The organism is Ensifer sp. 38_S197 (assembly GCF_056924495.1).
The window spans coordinates 2,093,714-2,113,592 of sequence record NZ_JBXOVZ010000001.1 but is presented as its reverse complement, the minus strand read 5'-3'; the positions used below and the strand labels follow the sequence as shown (position 1 = coordinate 2,113,592).

17 protein-coding genes and 1 pseudogene are annotated in these 19,879 nt (G+C 63.5%); 11 read left to right on the top strand and 7 right to left on the bottom strand.

The features are described 5' to 3' along the window. Window positions 1–128 precede the first annotated feature (128 nt). From AC1Z3V_RS09765 to AC1Z3V_RS09755, 3 genes are all read right to left on the bottom strand, one after another. Window positions 129–1,169: a glutamine synthetase beta-grasp domain-containing protein gene (locus AC1Z3V_RS09765; RefSeq protein ID WP_429818266.1), complete on the bottom strand. Its 1,041-nt coding sequence runs from the start codon at window positions 1,167–1,169 to the stop codon at window positions 129–131. Between the two features lie 9 nt (window positions 1,170–1,178). Continuing rightward, the gene (locus AC1Z3V_RS09760; RefSeq protein WP_483498519.1) at window positions 1,179–1,436 is read right to left on the bottom strand and encodes a hypothetical protein; all 258 of its coding nucleotides are present in this window, start codon (window positions 1,434–1,436) and stop codon (window positions 1,179–1,181) included. Window positions 1,437–1,505: 69 nt separating this feature from the next. After that, window positions 1,506–2,948, bottom strand: coding sequence for an aminotransferase-like domain-containing protein (locus tag AC1Z3V_RS09755; protein WP_483498518.1), 1,443 nt, complete (start codon window positions 2,946–2,948; stop codon window positions 1,506–1,508). 80 nt (window positions 2,949–3,028) lie between these two features. Between AC1Z3V_RS09755 and AC1Z3V_RS09750 the strand changes: the two genes are divergently transcribed. The 8 genes and pseudogenes from AC1Z3V_RS09750 to AC1Z3V_RS09715 all read left to right on the top strand — a co-directional run bounded on the left by AC1Z3V_RS09750 (window position 3,029) and on the right by AC1Z3V_RS09715 (window position 11,772). Continuing rightward, complete coding sequence (locus tag AC1Z3V_RS09750; protein ID WP_483498517.1) at window positions 3,029–3,892, top strand: DMT family transporter; 864 nt, start codon at window positions 3,029–3,031, stop codon at window positions 3,890–3,892. A gap of 361 nt (window positions 3,893–4,253) precedes the next feature. After that, window positions 4,254–4,949: a helix-turn-helix domain-containing protein gene (locus AC1Z3V_RS09745; RefSeq protein WP_483498516.1), complete on the top strand. Its 696-nt coding sequence runs from the start codon at window positions 4,254–4,256 to the stop codon at window positions 4,947–4,949. Between the two features lie 170 nt (window positions 4,950–5,119). Beyond that, window positions 5,120–5,866, top strand: a complete 747-nt coding sequence (locus AC1Z3V_RS09740) for a GntR family transcriptional regulator (protein WP_483498515.1) — start codon at window positions 5,120–5,122, stop codon at window positions 5,864–5,866. A gap of 139 nt (window positions 5,867–6,005) precedes the next feature. Then, window positions 6,006–7,495, top strand: a pseudogene (locus tag AC1Z3V_RS09735) (putative N-acetylmannosamine-6-phosphate 2-epimerase). Continuing rightward, window positions 7,492–8,826, top strand: coding sequence for an extracellular solute-binding protein (locus AC1Z3V_RS09730; protein ID WP_483498514.1), 1,335 nt, complete (start codon window positions 7,492–7,494; stop codon window positions 8,824–8,826). The pseudogene AC1Z3V_RS09735 and the gene AC1Z3V_RS09730 overlap by 4 nt, the downstream one beginning before the upstream one ends. A 153-nt stretch (window positions 8,827–8,979) precedes the next feature. Next, a complete protein-coding gene (locus tag AC1Z3V_RS09725) occupies window positions 8,980–9,867 on the top strand; it encodes a carbohydrate ABC transporter permease (protein WP_483498513.1) in 888 nt (295 codons plus the stop codon). Beyond that, window positions 9,864–10,685: a carbohydrate ABC transporter permease gene (locus AC1Z3V_RS09720; protein WP_483498512.1), complete on the top strand. Its 822-nt coding sequence runs from the start codon at window positions 9,864–9,866 to the stop codon at window positions 10,683–10,685. The genes AC1Z3V_RS09725 and AC1Z3V_RS09720 overlap by 4 nt, the downstream gene beginning before the upstream one ends. 19 nt (window positions 10,686–10,704) lie before the next feature. Then, window positions 10,705–11,772 (top strand): ABC transporter ATP-binding protein, encoded by a 1,068-nt coding sequence (locus AC1Z3V_RS09715; protein WP_483498511.1) that lies wholly within the window; start codon window positions 10,705–10,707, stop codon window positions 11,770–11,772. 9 nt (window positions 11,773–11,781) lie between these two features. Here AC1Z3V_RS09715 and AC1Z3V_RS09710 read toward each other — a convergent pair whose 3' ends face one another. Beyond that, entirely contained in the window at window positions 11,782–12,771 is a 990-nt protein-coding gene (locus AC1Z3V_RS09710; protein ID WP_483498510.1) for a quinone oxidoreductase family protein, read from the bottom strand. A gap of 184 nt (window positions 12,772–12,955) precedes the next feature. Between AC1Z3V_RS09710 and AC1Z3V_RS09705 the strand changes: the two genes are divergently transcribed. After that, window positions 12,956–13,825, top strand: a complete 870-nt coding sequence (locus AC1Z3V_RS09705) for a LysR substrate-binding domain-containing protein (RefSeq protein ID WP_483498509.1) — start codon at window positions 12,956–12,958, stop codon at window positions 13,823–13,825. An 80-nt stretch (window positions 13,826–13,905) separates the two neighbouring features. Here AC1Z3V_RS09705 and AC1Z3V_RS09700 read toward each other — a convergent pair whose 3' ends face one another. After that, the gene (locus AC1Z3V_RS09700) at window positions 13,906–14,946 is read right to left on the bottom strand and encodes a dipeptidase (protein WP_483498508.1); all 1,041 of its coding nucleotides are present in this window, start codon (window positions 14,944–14,946) and stop codon (window positions 13,906–13,908) included. Between the two features lie 277 nt (window positions 14,947–15,223). On the opposite strand from AC1Z3V_RS09700, the gene AC1Z3V_RS09695 reads away from it, so the two are divergent. Both AC1Z3V_RS09695 and AC1Z3V_RS09690 read left to right on the top strand, forming a co-directional pair. Beyond that, window positions 15,224–16,744, top strand: a complete 1,521-nt coding sequence (locus tag AC1Z3V_RS09695; protein WP_483498507.1) for a serine hydrolase domain-containing protein — start codon at window positions 15,224–15,226, stop codon at window positions 16,742–16,744. 85 nt (window positions 16,745–16,829) lie between these two features. Continuing rightward, window positions 16,830–17,729, top strand: a complete 900-nt coding sequence (locus AC1Z3V_RS09690; protein ID WP_483498506.1) for a LysR family transcriptional regulator — start codon at window positions 16,830–16,832, stop codon at window positions 17,727–17,729. A gap of 27 nt (window positions 17,730–17,756) precedes the next feature. Here the strand turns inward: AC1Z3V_RS09690 and AC1Z3V_RS09685 are convergent, their stop codons facing one another. Both AC1Z3V_RS09685 and AC1Z3V_RS09680 read right to left on the bottom strand, forming a co-directional pair. Then, window positions 17,757–18,623: a D-amino-acid transaminase gene (locus AC1Z3V_RS09685; RefSeq protein WP_483498505.1), complete on the bottom strand. Its 867-nt coding sequence runs from the start codon at window positions 18,621–18,623 to the stop codon at window positions 17,757–17,759. A 72-nt stretch (window positions 18,624–18,695) separates the two neighbouring features. Then, window positions 18,696–19,754: a P1 family peptidase gene (locus AC1Z3V_RS09680; protein WP_483498504.1), complete on the bottom strand. Its 1,059-nt coding sequence runs from the start codon at window positions 19,752–19,754 to the stop codon at window positions 18,696–18,698. Window positions 19,755–19,879 lie beyond the last annotated feature (125 nt).

Below are 19,879 nucleotides of genomic sequence, written 5' to 3'. Positions count from 1 at the left end.
GCCAATAGCCAATAGGACCAACAAAAAACGCCCCGCAACTTGAACTGCGGAGCGTTTTTTGTCGGTTGCGAAAAGCGCAACCCCGCCTGATTTTGGCCCGGCGTCCTCGTGTGCGCCGGGCCCGAGAATCAGGCGGCTTCGCGATTTTCGACGCCGGTCGGAACGGTTGCGATTGTCTTCAGGATCTGCGATGCGATCTGGTAGGGGTCGCCCTTGGAGTTCGGGCGGCGGTCTTCCAGATAGCCCTTGTAGTCGTTGTTGACGAAGCTGTGCGGAACGCGGATCGAAGCGCCGCGGTCAGCCACGCCGTAGCTGAACTGGTGGATCGAGGCGGTTTCGTGCTTGCCGGTGAGGCGCATATGGTTGTCCGGGCCGTAAACCGCGATATGGTCGGCGCGGGCTTCGGCGAAGGCGGCCATCAGGTTTTCGAAGTAATCCTTGCCGCCGACTTCGCGCATGTAGGCGGTCGAGAAGTTGGCGTGCATGCCCGAGCCGTTCCAGTCGGTGTCGCCGAGCGGCTTGCAGTGGTATTCGACGTCGATGCCGTACTTCTCGGTCAGGCGCTGTAGCAGGTAGCGGGCGAGCCAGATTTCGTCGGCGGCCTTGCGCGAGCCCTTGCCGAACACCTGGAATTCCCACTGGCCCTTGGCGACTTCCGCATTGATGCCTTCATGGTTGATGCCGGCAGCCAGGCAAATGTCGAGGTGCTCTTCGACGATCTTGCGGGCGACATCGCCGACATTGCTGAAGCCGACGCCGCAGTAATAGGGGCCCTGAGGCGCGGGGAAGCCAGCTTCCGGGAAACCGAGCGGGCGGCCGTTCTGATAGAAGAAATACTCCTGCTCGAAACCGAACCATGCGCCTTCGTCGTCGAGGATCGACGCGCGGGTGTTGGACGGATGCGGTGTCTTGCCATCGGGCATCATGACTTCGCAGAGAACGAGCACGCCGTTCTTGCGCTCCGGGTCCGGATGGACGGCAACCGGCTTCAGCACGCAGTCAGAGCTGCTGCCTTCGGCCTGCATCGTGGACGAGCCGTCGAAGCCCCAGAAGGGAAGCTGTTCAAGCGTCGGGAAAGCGTCGAATTCCTTGATAAGGGTCTTGCCGCGCAGGTTCGGGGTAGGCTTGTAACCGTCGAGCCAGATGTATTCGAGCTTAAACTTTGTCATTTCGTTCTCTCACTTGACGCCAGGAATGGCTGGGTTCCGAAGCGGCTGGGCAATCCAGAACGGCTTGCCCGACGACCGATGCCTGTTAAGAAGCATTAATCGTGCCAACTCGGACTCAACGCCGAGAATCCAGGGGAAATCGCCATTATCGGCACGGGCCAACGCCAGCGAGCCGATGTAATAGCGCAAGGAAGAAGCGGAATGCACAAAAAATAGGCGAAAGCTGCTCGACTCCGCAGCAAAGCAAATCGGCAAGGCTGAGAACAACCACCCTTCCCCGCGGATCGCTGGCGATTGCCTTTAAAAAGTGCAATTACCGTTAGCAGGCCGACCCGCTCAGCCCACTCGCGCACCTCTGCATTGGAACATGATCGAAGGCAGTACCTTGAAAAGCCGCTCGTCATCGCATTGAGAGACATTAAAGCGCAGGAAGCCGTTGGCCGTGCCGGCATGGCTGAAAACATTGCCGGGCGCGAGCACAATCTCCTCAAGCAACGCCTTTTGCGCCACCTCGGCCGCATCGATACCCTCCGGCAAGCGGCACCAGAGAAACATGCCGGCCTGCGGCTCGATCCATGGCGTGATGCCGATATCACCGAGCCGTGCCGCCGTCTCACTCATCGCCCGCGCTAAGCGCTGGCGCAGCGCCTCCATATGCTTGCGATAGCTGCCGTCCTTGAGCACCGAAAAAACGAGTTCCGCCGCAAGGCTCGGCCCGCCAAAGGTCGTGGCGATCTTCAGGTCGGTGAGCCCTTCGATCCAGTCTCGCGGCGCGGCGATGAAACCGCAGCGCATCGAGGCAGAGAGGGTCTTGGAAAAGCTGCCGATCTGCACCACGCGATCAAGCCCGTCGAAGGCGGCGAGCCGCGGGGCCGGCACATGTTCGAAGTCGGCAAAGATATCATCCTCGACGATCGTCAGCCCCGCCTGCTCGGCAAGCTTGAGCAGGCGATGCGCGGCAACGGGCGAGAGCGTTGCGCTGGTTGGGTTATGAAGTGCAGAATTGGTGATGTAGAGCCGCGGCCGATGCGCCGCCAGCACTTCGGCAAATCGTTCGAGGTCGGGGCCCGTGGGCGTATAGGGAACGCTGACCACCTCTGCCCGATGAGCGCGCAGCAAGGCATGAAAATTGAAATAGCAGGGGTCGTCGACCACGACCGTATCGCCCGGCTCGAGCAGGAAGCGGCAGAGAAGGTCGATCGCCTGCGTCCCCGATTCCGTCAGGATGATCTGATCGGGTGACGCCTCGACGCCATGCTCACCGAGACGCCGCACCAGAAGCTGGCGCAGCGGCCGATGGCCAAGCGGCGTTCCATAGTCGGTCAAACCGCTCGCCTCCAGCCGGGCCGCGGACTTGAGCGCGCGGCGTAGGGCCGCCTCCGGCATCCAGCTCGGCGGCAACCAGCCGCAGCCCGGCTTCAGCACGGTGTCGCCGGTTTCCAGCGCCTGGCGGGATACCCAGAGCGGATCGACGGCGCGGTCGAGCCGCGGGCCGATCTCCGCCAAAGACAGCGGCGCCAGGGGCGCCGAGACAAAGAAGCCGGCGCCGGGCTTCGAGCGAATGATCCCTTCGGCCACAAGCCGCTCATAGGCTTCAACGACGGTGGACTTGGAAACGCGCATGGTCTTGGCGAAGGCGCGGATCGACGGTATCTTCGCCCCCGGCGTCAGAACGCGCGCCGAGATCCGCTGCCGGATCGTCGCCATCACGCCTTCGAGCAAAGTCTCGCTGCCGAGACCGAGTTCTTGCACCGTCATCCGTACTGCCTGAGCGTCCATTACAGTTTGGAAAAACTGTACCGTATTGTCTCTGGCGAGACCAGCCCGCCCGACCGATACAGGCGAAAAAGGAGCCTATTATGGACAAGACGGCAGACGGTTGGGTGAGCGGTTTTCTCGGGGTATTAATCTTCAGCGGATCTCTTCCGGCGACACGCGTCGCAGTGATGGATTTCGATCCGGTGTTTCTGACGGTGGCGCGCGCGGCGATCGCCGGCCTGCTCGGACTTGCGCTGCTTGTCGTCTTCCGCCAGTCGCGCCCGGCGCGGGCCGATCTCGTTTCGCTCGCAATCGTCGCCTTCGGCGTCGTTCTCGGCTTCCCGCTGTTGACCGCCCTGGCGCTGCAGCATGTCACCTCGGCGCATCTGATCGTCTTCGTCGGACTGCTGCCGCTGGCAACCGCCATCTTCGGCGTGCTGCGCGCCGGCGAGCGGCCGCGCCCGGCCTTCTGGCTGTTTTCTTCCCTCGGAAGTGCGGCAGTCGTCGGCTTTGCGCTGATGCAGGGCTTCGCCGCATCTCCCGTCGGTGACCTCTTGATGCTCGGCGCCATCATCGTCTGCGGCCTCGGCTATGCCGAAGGTGCCAGCCTTTCGCGCAAGCTCGGCGGCTGGCAGGTGATCTGCTGGGCGCTGGTACTGTCGCTGCCCATCATGCTCGCGCTCACGTTTTTCACCATGCCGGCCTCCTTCTCGACAATTAATCACGCCGCCTGGACGGGGCTTGCCTATGTATCGGTCTTCAGCATGCTCGTCGGCTTCGTCTTCTGGTATCGCGGCCTCGCGCTTGGCGGCGTCGCCGGCGTCGGCCAGTTGCAATTGCTGCAGCCGTTCTTCGGCCTGGCGCTTGCGGCGACGCTCCTGGGTGAGGCCGTAAGTTGGGGCATGCTCGCGACCACGGGCGCGATCGTGTTCTGCGTCGCCGGCGCCAAAAAGTTCGCGAAGTAGACGCCTTCAGAGATCAAGGTCAGGCGGCGGGCGAAAAACGGGAGCGGGTTCGAAGTCTTCGAGCACGAGATCGACCTTGCCCGCGTCGATCAGGTGCTTGATCGGCCAGAGCGGCGAGGAGCCAAGACCGAGGCCTTAATCCACCGCCCGCGTAGATCGCGCGATCCGGCCTACGACCGGAAGAACCACGAGCAGACTTGGGAGGCCTCTGCTCTCACTCTCGGCAACCACCCGCCAGGAGCCTGCCCCTTTGCCGTTTCTGGCCTTCTGCCGCGGTCGAAGATTTTTAGGATATCTAAAATCGATTGACAGGAATTCGGGCTGCGCCCTAGCTTGAGGGGAGACGAGAAGGGGACAGACAGTGACGACGGACCATGCCAGCGGCGCACCTACCGGCGGGGCAGAGGCGCCGTCGCTCGGCGATCGCCTGCGCCAACGGCGCAAGGCGCTGAAGATGACGCTTCAGGAGGTCGCCGACGAGGCGGGATTTTCTGTCGGCTTCATCTCGCAGATCGAGCGCGGCATCACCGTTCCCTCCCTGACTTCGCTGATCGCCGTGTGCCGGACGCTGAAGGTCGAGGCCGGCAGCTTCCTCAACCCGCCGAAGGTCGCGACGCCCTTCACCCGTCGCGAACACCGACCGGTCTATGGTCTCGGCGGAGAAAGCGGCAAGGCCGTCTCCTATGAGCGGCTCTCCGCATCCTTCCCCGGCAATGTGCTCAGAAGCACCATCATTCACGAACCACCGGGACACCGCAGCGAACCGATGTCGCACGAGGGCGAAGAGATCTTCTTCATCCTCCAGGGCGCCTTGACGCTGGAGGTGGACGGCGAGCGCATGGTGTTGGAGGCCGGCGATTCCGCGCATTTTCCATCGGTCCGCACCCACACGATGTGGAACCACACCGGCGAGCCGACCACAATCCTGCACACGTGCACCATGGATGTCTTCGGCGACGGCGATCCGTCAGGCAACCCGACCGACAGCCTTGCGGTGACCCGCGCAGAAAACCGGTGGAATGCCTCTGGGAAGAGCGAGGGCAGCCAAGAAAACTGAGTGAGATCGAAGGCAGCTCTCCGCCGAAGACGCGACTGCGCCGCAGTGCTCGCCGTTCAATCCGGCGCACAGACAACGGATTGGGGCGCCCGGATGACGTCCGATGATAATACCAGTTTAAAACCGAAGAAAAATTTTGCATAAGGACTCATCTCGAAAAGGTGATCCTCATGAGCGATCAGGCAACCCTGGACTTTCTTGCACGCGCGATGTCCGGCGACAGCGGCGAGCCTCTCTACCGTCGCCTGGAAGAGGCGATCAAGCAGGCGATCAATGCCTCCACGCTTCGGCGTGGCGCGGTCATTCCCAGCGAACGGGACTTGAGCGAGGGGCTGTCGATCTCGCGCGTGACAGTGCGCAAGGCGATCGAGGGCCTCGTCGCCGATGGCCTGCTCGACCGTCGGCAGGGAGCCAAAACGGTGGTTTCCTCTCGTGTCGAGAAGTCGCTCGCGACAATGACGAGTTTCTCCGAAGACATGCGCTCCCGCGGCCTGGAACCCGGCTGCATCTGGATTTCGCGCGAAATCAGCCGGCCATCGCCCGCCGAAATGATGGCGCTCGGCATTCCAGCCGGAGAGAAGATTGTTCGGCTCCGGCGTCTCAGAACCGCCAACGACACCCCGATCGCGATCGAGACGGCGTCGCTTCCGGCCCGCTTCGTGCCGGACCCCGACGCGATCGGCGCTTCCCTCTACGAATATCTCGCCGCCCATAGCGCCCTGCCCGTCCGGGCGCTTCAGCGCATGCAGGCGAAACCCGCAAGCGATGAGGAACGGCGGCTGCTCGCGACGCCCGAGGGCACGAGCCTGCTCGTCATGGAGCGACGCTGCTTCCTGGCCGACGGTCAGATCGTCGAATTCACTCAAACCAAATATCGGGGTGACGTCTACGATTTCGTCATCGAGCTGATGCGATAATACCAGTATAATTCCTGTTGCAATCTGGTCTTACACTGCTACCGTGAGGCCTCCATTGGGGAGAGCCTGCGTGACCTTCGACATTCATAGCCTCAAGCACGGTTTGATCGTTTCCTGCCAACCGGTGAAGGGCGGCGTCATGGACAATGCAGCCATGGTCGTCGGCTTCGCCCTGGCGGCGCTCGACGGCGGCGCGCTCGGTCTCCGCATCGAATCCGCCGACTATGTCCGCGCCGTGCGCCAAGCGACCAATCGCCCGATCATCGGCCTCGTCAAGCGCGACCTGGAAACCTCGCCCGTACGCATCACACCGCTCTTGGAGGACGTGGATGCTCTAGCCGCCGCTGGCGCCGATATCATCGCCTATGACGCGACCGCGCGTGAGCGACCGGTTGCGACCAAGGCATTGGTCGAGCGCATCCACGCCGCCGGCAAGATCGCCATGGCCGATTGCTCTGTCATTGCCGACGCCGAGCGCGCCTTGGCCGAAGGCGCCGACATCGTCGGCTCGACCCTTGCCGGTTATACGGGTCCGGTCGAGCCTACCGAACCGGACTTGCCGCTCATCGCCGCCATGCGCAAGCTGACCCCGCACGTGGTCGCCGAAGGATGCGTGCGTACGCCCGAACAGGCGGCCCAGGCGCTTCAAGCCGGCGCCTTCACCGTCGTTGTCGGCTCCGCCATCACGCGGCCCGAACACGTGACGTCGTGGTTCAGGCAGGCGCTCGATCAAACGCTTGCCGGAAGCGAGGCCTGAAAATGGCAAGCGCCCAAACCGTCCTTGCGATCGACCTTGGCGGCACGAAGATGCTGGCAGCCCTCGTTCGGGGAACAGAGATCGTCGATACACGACGGATGCCGACCCCACGCGAAGGCGATCCGGCGCAATGGCTCGCCGCACTTTTTGGCGCGATCGCCTCTTGGCGCGGTACCTACGGCCATGTCGGCGCCGCGGTCTCAGGCATTGTCGATGACGGTCACTGGTCGGCGCTCAATCGTAAGACGCTCGACATACCCGATCGCTTTCCACTGACGAAGACGATCGAGCAGCTTGCTGGCGTGCCCGTGCTCGCCGCAAACGACGCCCAGGCGGCGGCCTGGGGTGAATACGCCTTTGGCGCGGGAAACCGGGAAGACATGGTATTCCTGACGATCTCCACAGGTATCGGTGGTGGCATCGTGCTGAACGGCCGCCTGCTCAAGGGGCTTGCCGGGCATTTCGGACAATCGCGCAGCGCCGAATGGCCTGATGAGACCCTCGAAGATCGCGTCTCCGGCCACTGGATCGCCAAGGAGGCAGCCCCCCACCAATCTGGTGCCACGGCGCGGGATGTCTTTGCCGCCCGCGATCAACACGCCTGGGCACAGCGCATCATCGAGACATCGGCAGAGCGCACGGCTCTGCTTTGCCGCAACATCCAGCTCGCACTGGACCCGAGGCGCATCGTGATCGGCGGCAGCATCGGCTTGGCCGAGGGCTATCTCGCCGCCGTGGAGCGCGCGCTGGAACCAGTGCCGCCCCGACTTCGACCATCGCTACATGCCGCCGCCCTTGGGGAGAATGCAGGGGTGATCGGCATTGCTGATCTTGCAGAGCATCAACAAAACTTGAGGGAGAACCAAAGATGACATTTGCGACGATGAGGAAAAAGGCGCTGTTGACGGCAGCGTGCATTGCGGGCCTGCTGGCGACCAACCCAGCCCTTGCCGAAGTGACGGTCCTCGGCTGGCCGGGCGGCCCGGAGGAAGTGGCGCTGCGCGCCGCCGCCGACGCCTATAATGCCAAGTCCGACGTTGCCGAGGGCGACAAGGTCGAACTTCTGTTCTTCAACCGCGACGGTTTCTGGGACAAGCTGCAGGCCGATCTCGCGGCCGGCTCGAAGGCCTTCGATCTCAACCTGCTCGCCACCTATTCGATCGGTCGCTACGCGCCGTTCATGGAGCCGGTGGAACTCTCGAGCGAAGCCAAGGCGGTCTATGGCGGCTCCGTGCTGTCGACCATGCAGTATCAGGGCAAGCAATATGGCGTTCCGACCGATCTCTCGCTGCACTTCATGTATTTCCGCAAGGATCTGATCGATGCCCTGCTGAAAGACGACGCCGCCAAGGCGAAATATGCCGAGATCTCGGAGAAATATCTCGGCAAGAAGCTCGAGCCGAAGACGCCTGATGAATGGACATGGGACGACTACGCCGCCACCGCGCTCTATTTCTCGCAAGCGATCAATCCGGACAGCCCGACTCGCTACGGCACGGTGCTGCAGCTCAAGAACCTGCTGTTCAACATCATGGTCTGGCAGTCGATACCGCGTGCCTATGGCGCGAACTGGCTGGACGACAGCGGCAAGGTAACCGTCAACTCCGACGCCTACCGCAAGGGCCTCGAAATCTACAAGCTCCTCTATGACAATGGCGCAACGCCGAAGGACTCGCTGTCCTACGAGTTTGCCGAAGCCAACGCCGCCTTCGCATCCGGCCAGGTGGCGGCCATGTTGCAATGGAACGCGGCGGCCGGCGATCTGACGAGCAAGGAGAAATCTCCTGCTGTTGCCGACGTCACCGATACGGTGGCGCCGCCCGCCGGACCCGAGGGTCGCTTCACCCATATCCACGGCCTCGGCTTCGGTCTCAACAAGAATGCCGAAAACAAGGAGGGCGCCGCGAAGTTCCTGAAGTGGCTGTCCTCGAAGGAAGCCGCGCTGATCTACGCCAAGAACAATGGCGCACCGGCACTCACTCCGGAAGTGGTGGCCGAGGTCGCAGACACCAGGCCGGATCTGGTCAAGCTCGGCGAATTCGCCGGCAAGTACGGCTACGTCATGAACGGTGGCACCTCGGCCAAGGCACTGTCAGTCTACGAACTGCAGGCCAAGGAGTTCACCGGCTACTGGTCCGGCCAGCAATCGCTCGACGATGCGCTCGCCAATGCCGAGAAGGGCATGGCGGAACTGCTGAAGTAAACCGGGCCGGTTGTGGCATCGCTTCGGGTGCCACAACCGGAAACCGGCGACGTCGCGGTGGTCCGGTTCGGGCCGTATCGCATGGTTGCCACCGATGAGGGCGCGCGCCGTCCGCCCTCATCCACGCCCCGACAACAGACACAGATCAGCGTGATGACGATAGCCAGACCACAATCCTACGCCCCAGAGTTCCGGCTGCTCGCCACGCCGCTGATCCTCTTCCTGCTCGTCTTCCTGGGGTTCCCGGCGGTCGTCAATCTGATCTATTCGGTCTCCGAGGTTTCCTTCGAGACCCTTCGCCAGCCGGCGTTCACCGGGCTTAAGAACTTCCTGGCGGTCTGGAGCGATGGCGCCTTTTGGCAGGCGAGCTGGTTCTCGCTCCGTTTCGGACTGCTGACCGCCGCCCTCGAATGTCTGCTCGGCCTGTTTCTGGCGATATTCCTGTCGCCACTTATCGAACGGCGGAGTTGGCTGATGGCGATCCTGATGCTGCCGCTGATGGTCGCGCCAGCGCTGGTCGGGCTGATGTATCGTCTCGTCCTGCACGAATTCGTCGGACCGGTGCCCTATTATCTCTGGACCTATTTTGGCGCCAGCGTCTCTTTTCTCGGTCCCGGCTCCGCCTTCTGGACGCTGGTCGTCGTCGAGACGCTGCAATGGACGCCATTTACGCTGTTGCTCTTCTACATGGCCTACCAGGCGATCCCGTCGGAAATTGCCGAAGCCTCCGCCATGGACGGGGCCAAGAGCCTGCAGCGCCTGTGGTACATCGAACTGCCGATGATGGGCCCGACCATCGCCGCCGCCCTGCTCATCCGTTTCATCGACGGCTTTCGGGTCTTCGACAATGTCTACGTGCTGACCGGCAGCGGCCCTGGCGGATCGACGGCGTCGCTGTCGATCTACATCTATGAGGCCTTCTTCAAGCAGGGTGCGATCGGCAAGGCCGTCGCCGCCTCGGTCATCCTGTTCGCCGCCTCCTTTGCGGCGCTCTATGGCCTCAATGCCCTTGCGAGCAGACGGAAAGGAGCCAAACGATGATCGCCGCACTGCGCTGGATTGTCTTCGCCGTCGCCGCCATCGCCCTGAATTTCCCGGTCCTGGTGACGCTTTCGACCTCGTTCAAGAGTCCACGCGAACTCTCCGGCAATCCCGGCCTCTGGGTTCAGGCGCCAACGCTTGAAAACTACCTGACCGTCTTCCACGTCTCGGATCGGTTGAACATCTTCCTCTATCTGTTCAACAGCCTTGCCGTGGCGCTGATGGGAACCGTTCTGGCCGTCGCGCTGGCATTGCCGGCGGCCTATGCGATCGCCCGCGGCAAGTTCGGCGAGCGCACGCTGCTACCCTTCATCGTCAATCTGCGCGCCGTGCCGCTGATCATCTTCGCGATCCCGCTGTACATGATGTTCCAGTGGCTGGCGTTGCTCGACACCCGCCTCGGACTGGGGCTGATCCTCACGATCGTCAACCTGCCGCTCGCGCTGGTCATTCTCGTCAACGCCATTCGCGATCTGCCTGCCGAACTCGACGAGGCGGCGCTAATGGATGGCGCAAGCCGCACGCAGATCCTATTGCGCGTCGTGACGCCGCTTTGTCGTCCGGCAATCGTCACCAGCCTGATCTTCGGCTTCATCACCGCCTGGAACGAATTCCTGTTCGGTCTGATGCTGACGACGTCGAAGGCTGTGCCGGTTACCGTTGGCGCCTCCTTCTTCTTTGCTGCCAGCGGCGGCGGCGTGCAATGGGGCGTGGCCTCGGCCGTGATGATCGTCGGCGCCTTGCCGCCGATGCTGCTCGGCCTCGTCATGTATCGCCAGATCAGCGGTTCGATGACCGCCGGCGCGGTCAAGGGTTGAACGTTTTCAGGAGAGACGCATGGGTACGATTTCGCTCAGGAAAGCCGGCAAGCGCTATGGCGCGGTGGAGATCATCAGGGAGCTCGACCTGGAGATTGCCGACGGCGAATTCGTCGTCATCGTCGGGCCTTCCGGATGCGGAAAGTCTACGCTGTTGCGAATGATTGCCGGCCTCGAAGAAACCACAGCCGGCGAGATCCTGATCGACGGCAGGGACATGACCGCCGCCTCGCCGGTCGATCGCCAGCTCGCCATGGTCTTCCAATCCTATGCGCTCTATCCGCACATGACCGTGCGCCAGAACATGGGCTTCGGCTTGAAGCTCGCCAAGGTGCCGACTGCGGCCGCAACGGCCAAGATCGAGACTGCAGCCGAAACGCTGAAGCTCACGTCGCTGCTCGACCGTTACCCGAAGGAACTCTCCGGCGGTCAGCGCCAGCGCGTCGCCATCGGGCGGGCGATCGTGCGCGAGCCGGTCGGTTTTCTCTTCGACGAACCGCTGTCGAACCTCGATGCGGCGTTGCGCGTCGATATGCGGCTCGAAATCGCCAAGTTGCATCGCACGCTCGGCGCCACCATGATCTACGTGACCCATGACCAGGTGGAAGCGATGACGCTGGCCGACCGGATCGTCGTCATGAAGGATGGGCGGATCATGCAGCAGGGCAGCCCGCGAGAGCTCTACGAGAAACCCGCCAACCTTTTCGTTGCGCAGTTCATCGGCAGCCCGAAGATGAACCTCTTGCCCTGCCGACGCGACAGCGGCGACCGGATCGACCTGAGCGGCGAAGGACACCTGGCGCTCGCAATGCCGGGAATGGCCGCGCCCGAGCAACTGGGAGCTCGCCCCGAACACCTCTTGCTGGTCGCGCCCGACAGCGGTCATTGCCGCGGCGTCGTCGAGGCGAGTGAGTATCTCGGCGGCAACATGAGCGTCTTCGTGCGTGCCGGCAGGCTGGGCCTGATCAATGTCACCGCGCCGGCCGACACGCCTTTCCAGGTCGGGGAAGCCGTCGGCATCAGGATCGACGAGGCCCGGTCCGCCCTGTTCGACGGTGCGGGCGCCGCCATCGGCGCCCGTCACTGACACAAGCTCTCAGCCTTCCCTGACACGCTCAGGCAGCAGCACCATCGCGCCCGTCGTTTGGCGTCCTTCGAGCAGGCGGTGCGCCTCGGCCGCCTCCGCCAAAGGCAGGCGTGCGTGGACGGGGATCTTGACCGCGCCGCTCGCGACGACGTCGAAGAGGTCCTTGCTCATGGCGAGCACATCGTCGCGGCGCGCCAGATGCGTGGGCAACAGCGGCCAGGTGGCGTAGAGCGAGCCCTTCATCGCCAGTATCGTGATGTCGAACGGCGCGATGGGACCGGACGCCGCGCCGAAGCTCACGAAGTGACCGAACGGCCGCAGGCTGTCGAGCGAGCCTTCGAAGGTCGCCTTGCCGATGCCGTCATAGACGACATCGACGCCCCTGCCTTCCGTAATCTCGCGAACGCGCGCTACGAAGTTTTCCTTGCCATAGTCGATTACGTGGTCGGCGCCATTTGCCCGCGCGAGCTCAGCCTTTTCCGCTGAGCCGACCGTACCGATAACCGTTGCGCCAAGATGCTTCGCCCATTGTGTCAGGATCAGGCCGACACCGCCCGCCGCCGCATGGACGAGGATGGTGTGACCGGCCTCGACCCGGAAGGTGCGACGCAGGAGATATTGTGCCGTCAGGCCCTTCAGCATCATCGCAGCACCCGTCTCGAAACCGATATCTTCCGGCAGGTGCACGAGGACATGGGCAGGCACATTGTGCTCTTCCGCATAGGCGCCGAGCGGCTCGGCATAGGCGACCCGATCGCCCGGCTTGAAGGCCTGGACGTCAGGTCCGACAGAGATCACCTCGCCTGCCCCTTCTTTTCCGGGCGTGAATGGGAGCCGCGGCGGCGGATAGGAGCCACGACGCAGGTAGACGTCGACGAAGTTGACGCCGATCGCGCGGTTGCGAACGCGAACCTCGCCTGGCCCTGGCTCGCCGATCTCGACATTTTCATAGGCGAGCACATCCGGCCCGCCGTGCTGGTGCACGCGAATTGCTTTCATGCGTTTCTTCCTTTGACTTGGATGCTGGCGGCGGGACCCAAACGGCGCCTAGACGGCGATGGATGCCGGCCTGGCTGTCACGGGCAACGTCGCTTGAAGCGCTCCTCTCTGATCACAGCGAATAGATAGCCATCCCGAAGTTCCCATTGTAGATTGATATCGATGACAACAGAGTTCAAACTTCATGATACCTGATCAGATCGGCATCGACCTGCTGCGCACCTATGTCGCCGTCTGCCGGCAGGGCAGCTTGAACCGCGTCGCCACCCAGACCGGCCGCACCCAATCGGCGCTCAGCATGCAGATGCGCCGGCTCGAAAGCCTGCTCGGCCGCCAGCTGTTCCAACGCACAGGCCGCGGTGTCGTGCCGACGCCCGAGGGCGAGCTGTTCCTGGGATACGCGACCCGTATGCTCGCACTCGGCGACGAAGCGGCGGCCCGCCTCCGGCAGGCGGAACTGAGCGGCGGCGTGCGCGTCGGCCTTGCCGAGGAAGTGGCGACGACGGCGCTGCCGGAAGCGCTCGGACGGCTGCGGCGCGGCTATTCGGAAATCCGGCTCGACGTGGTTGTCGAGCAATGCGTCCCACTCGGGAAGTCCTGGCCCGAAGGCGATCTCGATATCATGGTCGTGCCGACCTCCGTCGTGACCGCCGATGCACTGACCACCTGGAACGTCGAGCTGCAGTGGGTCTGCGCCACGGACTATGCGCTCGATGAGATGCGGCCGATCGATCTCGTCGCCTTCGCCGCGCCCTGCCTGTGGCGCCGGCGCATGATCGAAACGCTGGCGGACAAGGGGCGGGAACACCGGATCACATTTACGAGCCAGAGCATCACGGCCCTGCAGGCCGCCATAGAAAACGGCCTCGGCATCGGATTGCTGCCGCCGGAGGCGGTGCGGGCGAGTACGATGCGCGTGCTCACCGCTTCCGCCGGCGTGCCGAAGCCGCTTCCGGTCCAATACGGGCTCTTTGCAAGGGACCGCCGCGCAGCCGTCGTCGACGCGGCGATCGCCGTTCTGCTGGAGGGGCTGCCGCTGGCGCCGGATACTTAAACTCTGTCGCGCAGCAGTTTTGTACAACAGGCGAAGTATCAAAAAGCGCAGGGGCGCGAACCGAAAGTTCGCGACGCGTTTTAAGCTCCCCAGGTCGTCTCCAGAACACGGATCCAATTGCCATGGCAGATCCTGGCAAGCGCCGCATCGTCGTAGCCACGCTCGCGCAAGAGGTCGACAAGCAGGGGCAGGTCGGCCGCACTGCGCATCGCGGCCGGGATCGTCGTTCCGTCGAAGTCCGAGCCGAGCGCGACATGCTCGATGCCAATGCGATTGACGATGTAATCGATGTGATCGGCAAGCAGCGTCAGCGGCGTATCCGGGTTCTTGACGCCATCGGAGCGCAGGAACAGGACGCCGAAATTGATGCCGGCGAGACCGCCGGTGTCCTTGATTGCGTCAAGCTGCCGATCGGTCAGATTGCGGCTGTGCGGGCAGAGCGCATGCACGTTGGAGTGGGACGCCACCAGCGGCGCCTGCGACAATGCGGCGATATCCCAGAAACCCTGCTCGTTCATGTGCGAGAGGTCGAGCATGATCTTCAGCTCGTTGCAGGCGCGCACCAGATCTCTGCCGGCTTCGGTCAGGCCCGGGCCGATATCGGGCGAGGAGGGAAAGCGGAATGGAACGCCATAGGCGAAGATGTTCGGCCGGCTCCACACAGGCCCAAGCGTGCGCAGGCCGGCGGCATGGAGCACGTAGAGCGCTTCGAGGTCGGCGCCGACAGCCTCGATGCCTTCGATATGCAGCACCGACGCAAACGCGCCCTTCGCCATGGCGCCGCGGATATCCGCCGCACTCCGGCAGATCTTCAATCGTCCCTCGGACTGGCGCTCGATCCGGATCAACAGGCTTGCCATGCCGAGCGTCGCTTCGAGCGCGCTCGCCTGATCCGGCGTCGCAAACTCGCCGCTACCGTCTTTTGCGAGCCCCGGAGAGGACACATAGACGGCGCACAGGCCGCCGGCCAGACCGCCCTCCTCTGCCTTGTCAAGGTCGATATGCCCTGTATCGACGCCATCGAGAAAGCGGCGTTCCGGCGCGCCGCCGGGCGAACGCCAGAGCCGCGACAGCACATCGTTATGTCCGTCAAAGACCGGAATTTTCGCTTGGATCGCCAATTCTGGATCGCCTTCTCAACCTGTTGTCCTGCGTGCGACTCATGGATAGTCGCGGACGGACCATAGACTTTGGATGCGGGCACCGCACCCCTTTTCCTCAGAGCGTCCCTAGTGTGTTCATCCGAACCACGCCGCTCTAGAGAGCACGGCAGGCATGCCGGGCAAATGCAAACCATGCATAGGCCCTGCCGGAATCGGAATTGGCAGCAAGCGCGGCCGTCGTGCTTAGTCGGAAAATACGCACGGGAGCACCCGGCAAACGGAATGGAGAATGGACATGACGAAGCCGGCAACGCTGGATTGGCAAGCCGCCGAAGCAACCGCCAAGCGCCTGACCGCACAATGGGCAGAAGATCAGCCGGGCGGCGCCGTCATCGGTTTCGACGAATCCGGAATCTGCTTTTCGCATTCGGGCGGCGTCGAGAGCCTCGCGACGTTTGCGCCATTCACGGTTGACAGCGTGGTGCGTTATGCGTCCCTCACCAAGCATGTCTTTTCCGCGATGGTGCTCACCCATGCCGACGTCATTGGTCTCGATGATCCGCTCGGCCAACACCTTCCGGAATTGCGTTCACCGCTTGCCGAAGTCACCGTCGGGCAGGCTCTCGACATGAGCGGCGGGCTGCCGGACACCCGCGAATGCCTGTCGTTGCTCGGCCTCTCGGTCTATACGGAGACGAAGGCGGGACCGCTGCTCGATTACATTTCGCGCCTCGAACGGCTGAATTTCGATGCTGGCCGCGAGGTCTCCTATTCGAACACCGGCTACCGCCTCGTCGAAGCCGCGCTCGTGCGCAAGGGTTTCCGCTTCGACGACTTCGTTGAGCGCGAGATCGCGACGCCGCTTCGCGTCGCGCTGAAGGCGCCAGACGTCTGGAACGACCCGGTGAAGGGCCTCGTTTCCGGCTATTGGCTTTCGGGGGAACGCTGGCAGCTTTCCGCCGCCGGTCTGCACATCTCCGCGTCAGGCAGCCTGACGGGCAGCGCGCGAGCGCTCACCACCTGGCTCCAGGCCCTGCTTGACGATGAAGGTCGCTTCGCTGGCCTTCTCGACAAGCTGCAGGCAACGCGCTTTCTCGCCGACGGACGGCCGACCGGCTACGGTCTGGGCTTGCGCAAGTCCTGGCTCGGCGCGCACGAATTCGTCGGCCACGGCGGCTCGCATCCAGGCTACAAGACCTATTTCCTGCTCGATCCCAAGACCCGCGCCGGCTTCGTCGTCGTTTCCAACCGCGAAGACACCAACGGCTACAAGATCGCGCTCGAAGGCATGGCGGCGCTCACCAGTCTCCCCCTACCGGCTCCCGCGGCCGATCTCGGCGACGGTTTCTACGTAACGGAGACCGGCCCCTGGTGGATTGAGATCAATGGCAGCACCTGCACCTATCTCGATGCCGACGAGACGCTTTATGACGACGGCGAGGGCTGGGTCTCGTCCCGCTCCGCCTCGGCGCCGATACGGCTTCGTCGCGATGGTCCTGCGCTCGTCGGCGAGGTCGGCCATGCCGCCAGGCGCTTCCTTCCCGCGGCGACGCATGAGCCAGTGCCGGCCTCGCTCTCCGGCGTCTGGCTCTCGGACGAAGGCGCGGAATTCACGATCGAGAACGACACCGTCTTGATGGGCGTCGGCCCTACCCGCCACGCCATGGCGCTGACTGCACTCGGCAATGGCCGCTTCCTGCTCACCCTGATCGATGGTCCCTGGGTCAAACGCATCTGCCTGCATCTGCTTGCGCCCGATCATCTCGAGTTGGTGTCGAGCCGCGCCCGCATGATCGAATATCGCCGTCGCGCTTGATTTTTCTTGATGCCGCGCGGGCGCTGCCGCAAAGAAGCCTGTCCCCGGCACCGGCTGAGCGGACTGGACTTCCGGAGTGCATGTCGTGGAAATCAAATGGCTTGAAGACTTTCTGGCGCTGGCCGGCACGCTGAACTTCTCCAAGGCGGCAGACGAGCGTCACGTGACCCAGTCGGCTTTCAGCCGTCGCATCCGGCAACTGGAGGCCTGGCTCGGCGCGACGCTCGTCGACCGGGCGACCTATCCGTCGCGCCTCACCGAAGCAGGCGTGAAATTCGTGCCGGTGGCGCAGGAAACGTTGAAGCAGCTCTATCAGGCGAAGCGCAACCTTCAGCAGGAGGAAGGCTCCGACGCCCGCACCATCAAACTGACGGCGCTGCACACGCTTTCCTTCACCTTCTTTCCCGAGTGGATGAGCCGCGTGAACGCCAGGATCGGGCCGCTCTTCTCGCGACTTCGCCCGGACTCCGGCAGCATGGAGGAAAACCTCAACTCGCTCGTCGACGGCGAGTGCGACTTCCTGCTCACCTATGCCCATACCCAGGTTCCACACCTGCTGGACCCGCGGGCCTTCGAACATCGCGTGCTGGGCCACGAGCGCATCCTTCCCGTTTCGGCGGCGAGCGAAACGGGCGCGCCCATGCACCCGCTCGACGGCGGCACGAAACCCTTTCCGCATCTGAGCTACGAGAAATCGTCCTTCTTCGGCCAGCTTCTCGACGACCTGATAGGCCCGGAGTTGCCTACCTCCGAGCGGGTCCACGAAGGCAGCATGTCGGTTGGGCTGAAGGCCATGGCCGAGGCCGGATGGGGCATCGCCTGGGTTCCCGAGAGCCTGATGACGGCCGAACTGGCGAGGGGCTCGCTGGTGCGTGCCGCCGATCCGCGCTGGGATGTCAGCGTAGAGATTCGCCTCTATCGCGCCAAGGAGAACCGTCGCCGGATCGTCGGCCGCGTCTGGCAGAGCCTGGAGGCCGCCACCTGAGCGGCAGTCCAAACGCGGAAGGACGATCTAGATCGCCGTCCGCCGCGCGTGCTCCAGATAGAGTTCGCGCAGACGCTTGACGATCGGCCCCGGTGCACCGGAGCCGACAGGCTTGCCGTCGATACGGGTAATCGGCGCGACGAAATTCGAGGCACTCGTCAGGCAGGCTTCGCGGGCGTTCAACGCCTCGTCGAGCGTGAAGGGGCGCTCTTCGAGCGTCAGTCCCTGTTCGGCGGCCAGCGCCAGGGCGGCAAGCCGGGTGCAGCCGGGCAAGGTCGCGTGGCTGTTGCCGCGTGTGATCAGGCGGTTGTCCTCGGTGACGATATAGGCAGTGGAGGATGCGCCCTCGGTCACGAATCCGTCTTCGATCATCCAGGCTTCATCGCAGCCTTCGGCCTTGGCGATGCGCTTGGCGATCACCTGCGGCAGCAGGCAGACGCTCTTGATGTCGCGGCGCGCCCAGCGCTGGTCCAGTACGGTCTTGACCGAAAGCCCCTTCTCCGCCGCGGCGCCGCTCACCAGCGTCTTTTCCTGGGTGAAGAGCACGAGGGTCGGCTTGATATCCTCCGAGAACAGGAAATTCCGGTCTTCGGCACCGCGGGTGAGCTGGAGATAGACGATGCCTTCGACCAGGTCGTTGTCTCGCACCAGGCGCTTTTCAATCGCCACGATTTCCTCGGTCGACACCGGCAGCGGCACGCCGATTTCGCGCGCTGAGCGTTCCAGTCGGGCCATATGCGGCGCACTGTCGATCAGCTTGCGGTCGAGCACGGCGGTCACTTCATAGATGCCATCGCCGAAGAGGAAACCGCGGTCGAAGATCGAGAGGCGTGCTTCGCTCTCCGGTAGAAACGCGCCGTTGAGATAGACTGTGCGAATGGGCGACTGGGACATGTGGGCTCCGTGAACATTAGGTTGGCGTGCAGCAATGGATCGCCGCACTGCTCGCGATCCATGGCGCAATTATCACTGCGCACTGAGGGCGCGAAGCCTCTCGAGCGAGATCGCTTCGACCGTGTTTGGCTTGCCGCTCGCGGCGTTGAAGCCATGCATCGTGCGCGCCATGGTGAGCGAATTGAGGATCGCCTCTTCGCTCGCCTCGATCGCTGCCTCGAAGAGCGGCGACATCAGGTCGTTCGGAAGGTCCGGATAATCCGCGATCGCTGCCCGCCGCGCCCTTGTGCGGCGCACGGCAGGGGCCGTGGAGAAGGCAAGCGCATAGTCTCCGGAACCGTTGCTGAGCGCCGCCCCGGTGCGGGCAAGGCCGCCGAAGGCGCGCGCGGCGAGGCGCTTTAGATTGCGTGCGCAGAGCGGCGCGTCGGTCGCGATCACGATGACGATCGAGCCATCCCGGTCGTGCGCCGCCGGCGCCTCGTAGGCACGGCCGCAAACGGTGAGCCTGCCGCCATAATTCGTTTGAACCAGCACGCCGAGAGTGAAGACCACGCCGGCGGTCTTGACGCGTCGCGAACTGGTGCCGATACCGCCCTTGAGGCCGAAAGCCACGGTGCCGGTTCCGGCGCCGACTGCGCCCTCCTCCACAGCACCGGTCCTGGCGGCCGCAAGGGCTGCACCGATCTCATCGATCGTCGGGCGGCTGGCGCGGATGTCATTGAGGCGGGAATCGTTGGTCTCGCCAACGACCGCATTGAGCGATACGACCCTGTCGTTGCCGGGTTGCGCCAGCGTCCAGCGATTGATCGCCTCGATGGCGCGGCCGGTCGCCAGGGTGTTGGTGAGAACGATCGGCGTCTCCAGTTCGCCAAGCTCCTCTACCTGAGTGGACCCGGTGAATTTGCCGAAACCGTTGAGTACGGCGAGCGCCGCTGGAACCTTGTCCTGAAAGAGGTTGCCGCCATGCGGCAGGATGGCGGTCGCGCCAGTGCGGATGCGGTCCGCTTCGATGACGGTCGCATGGCCGACCGCGACGCCCTCGACATCGGTGATGGCATTCAACGGGCCGGTTTCATAGACGCCCGGGCGGAAGCCAAGATCTCGAAGTCGTAAGCAATTGATATCTACCATTTTTCCCATCATTTCGTTGCCCATCGACCCGATCGCGAAACAGACTTTTCATCGCGGGCACCCTACCTTTATCGCTGGCGAAACGGCATCTCAAAAATGGAATAGTTTCATGAGAAGCCTGCAAC

What these genes read in the sequence shown, in the direction of transcription:
- AC1Z3V_RS09695 (WP_483498507.1), top strand. Translation starts at nt 15,224, where the DNA reads ATGACGAAGCCGGCAACGCTGGATTGGCAAGCCGCCGAAGCAACCGCC.
- AC1Z3V_RS09725 (WP_483498513.1), top strand. Translation starts at nt 8,980, where the DNA reads ATGACGATAGCCAGACCACAATCCTACGCCCCAGAGTTCCGGCTGCTC.
- AC1Z3V_RS09755 (WP_483498518.1), bottom strand. Translation starts at nt 2,948, where the DNA reads ATGGACGCTCAGGCAGTACGGATGACGGTGCAAGAACTCGGTCTCGGC.
- AC1Z3V_RS09720 (WP_483498512.1), top strand. Translation starts at nt 9,864, where the DNA reads ATGATCGCCGCACTGCGCTGGATTGTCTTCGCCGTCGCCGCCATCGCC.
- AC1Z3V_RS09740 (WP_483498515.1), top strand. Translation starts at nt 5,120, where the DNA reads ATGAGCGATCAGGCAACCCTGGACTTTCTTGCACGCGCGATGTCCGGC.
- AC1Z3V_RS09765 (WP_429818266.1), bottom strand. Translation starts at nt 1,169, where the DNA reads ATGACAAAGTTTAAGCTCGAATACATCTGGCTCGACGGTTACAAGCCT.
- AC1Z3V_RS09685 (WP_483498505.1), bottom strand. Translation starts at nt 18,623, where the DNA reads ATGTCCCAGTCGCCCATTCGCACAGTCTATCTCAACGGCGCGTTTCTA.
- AC1Z3V_RS09730 (WP_483498514.1), top strand. Translation starts at nt 7,492, where the DNA reads ATGACATTTGCGACGATGAGGAAAAAGGCGCTGTTGACGGCAGCGTGC.
- AC1Z3V_RS09680 (WP_483498504.1), bottom strand. Translation starts at nt 19,754, where the DNA reads ATGGTAGATATCAATTGCTTACGACTTCGAGATCTTGGCTTCCGCCCG.
- AC1Z3V_RS09750 (WP_483498517.1), top strand. Translation starts at nt 3,029, where the DNA reads ATGGACAAGACGGCAGACGGTTGGGTGAGCGGTTTTCTCGGGGTATTA.
- AC1Z3V_RS09705 (WP_483498509.1), top strand. Translation starts at nt 12,956, where the DNA reads ATGATACCTGATCAGATCGGCATCGACCTGCTGCGCACCTATGTCGCC.
- AC1Z3V_RS09715 (WP_483498511.1), top strand. Translation starts at nt 10,705, where the DNA reads ATGGGTACGATTTCGCTCAGGAAAGCCGGCAAGCGCTATGGCGCGGTG.
- AC1Z3V_RS09710 (WP_483498510.1), bottom strand. Translation starts at nt 12,771, where the DNA reads ATGAAAGCAATTCGCGTGCACCAGCACGGCGGGCCGGATGTGCTCGCC.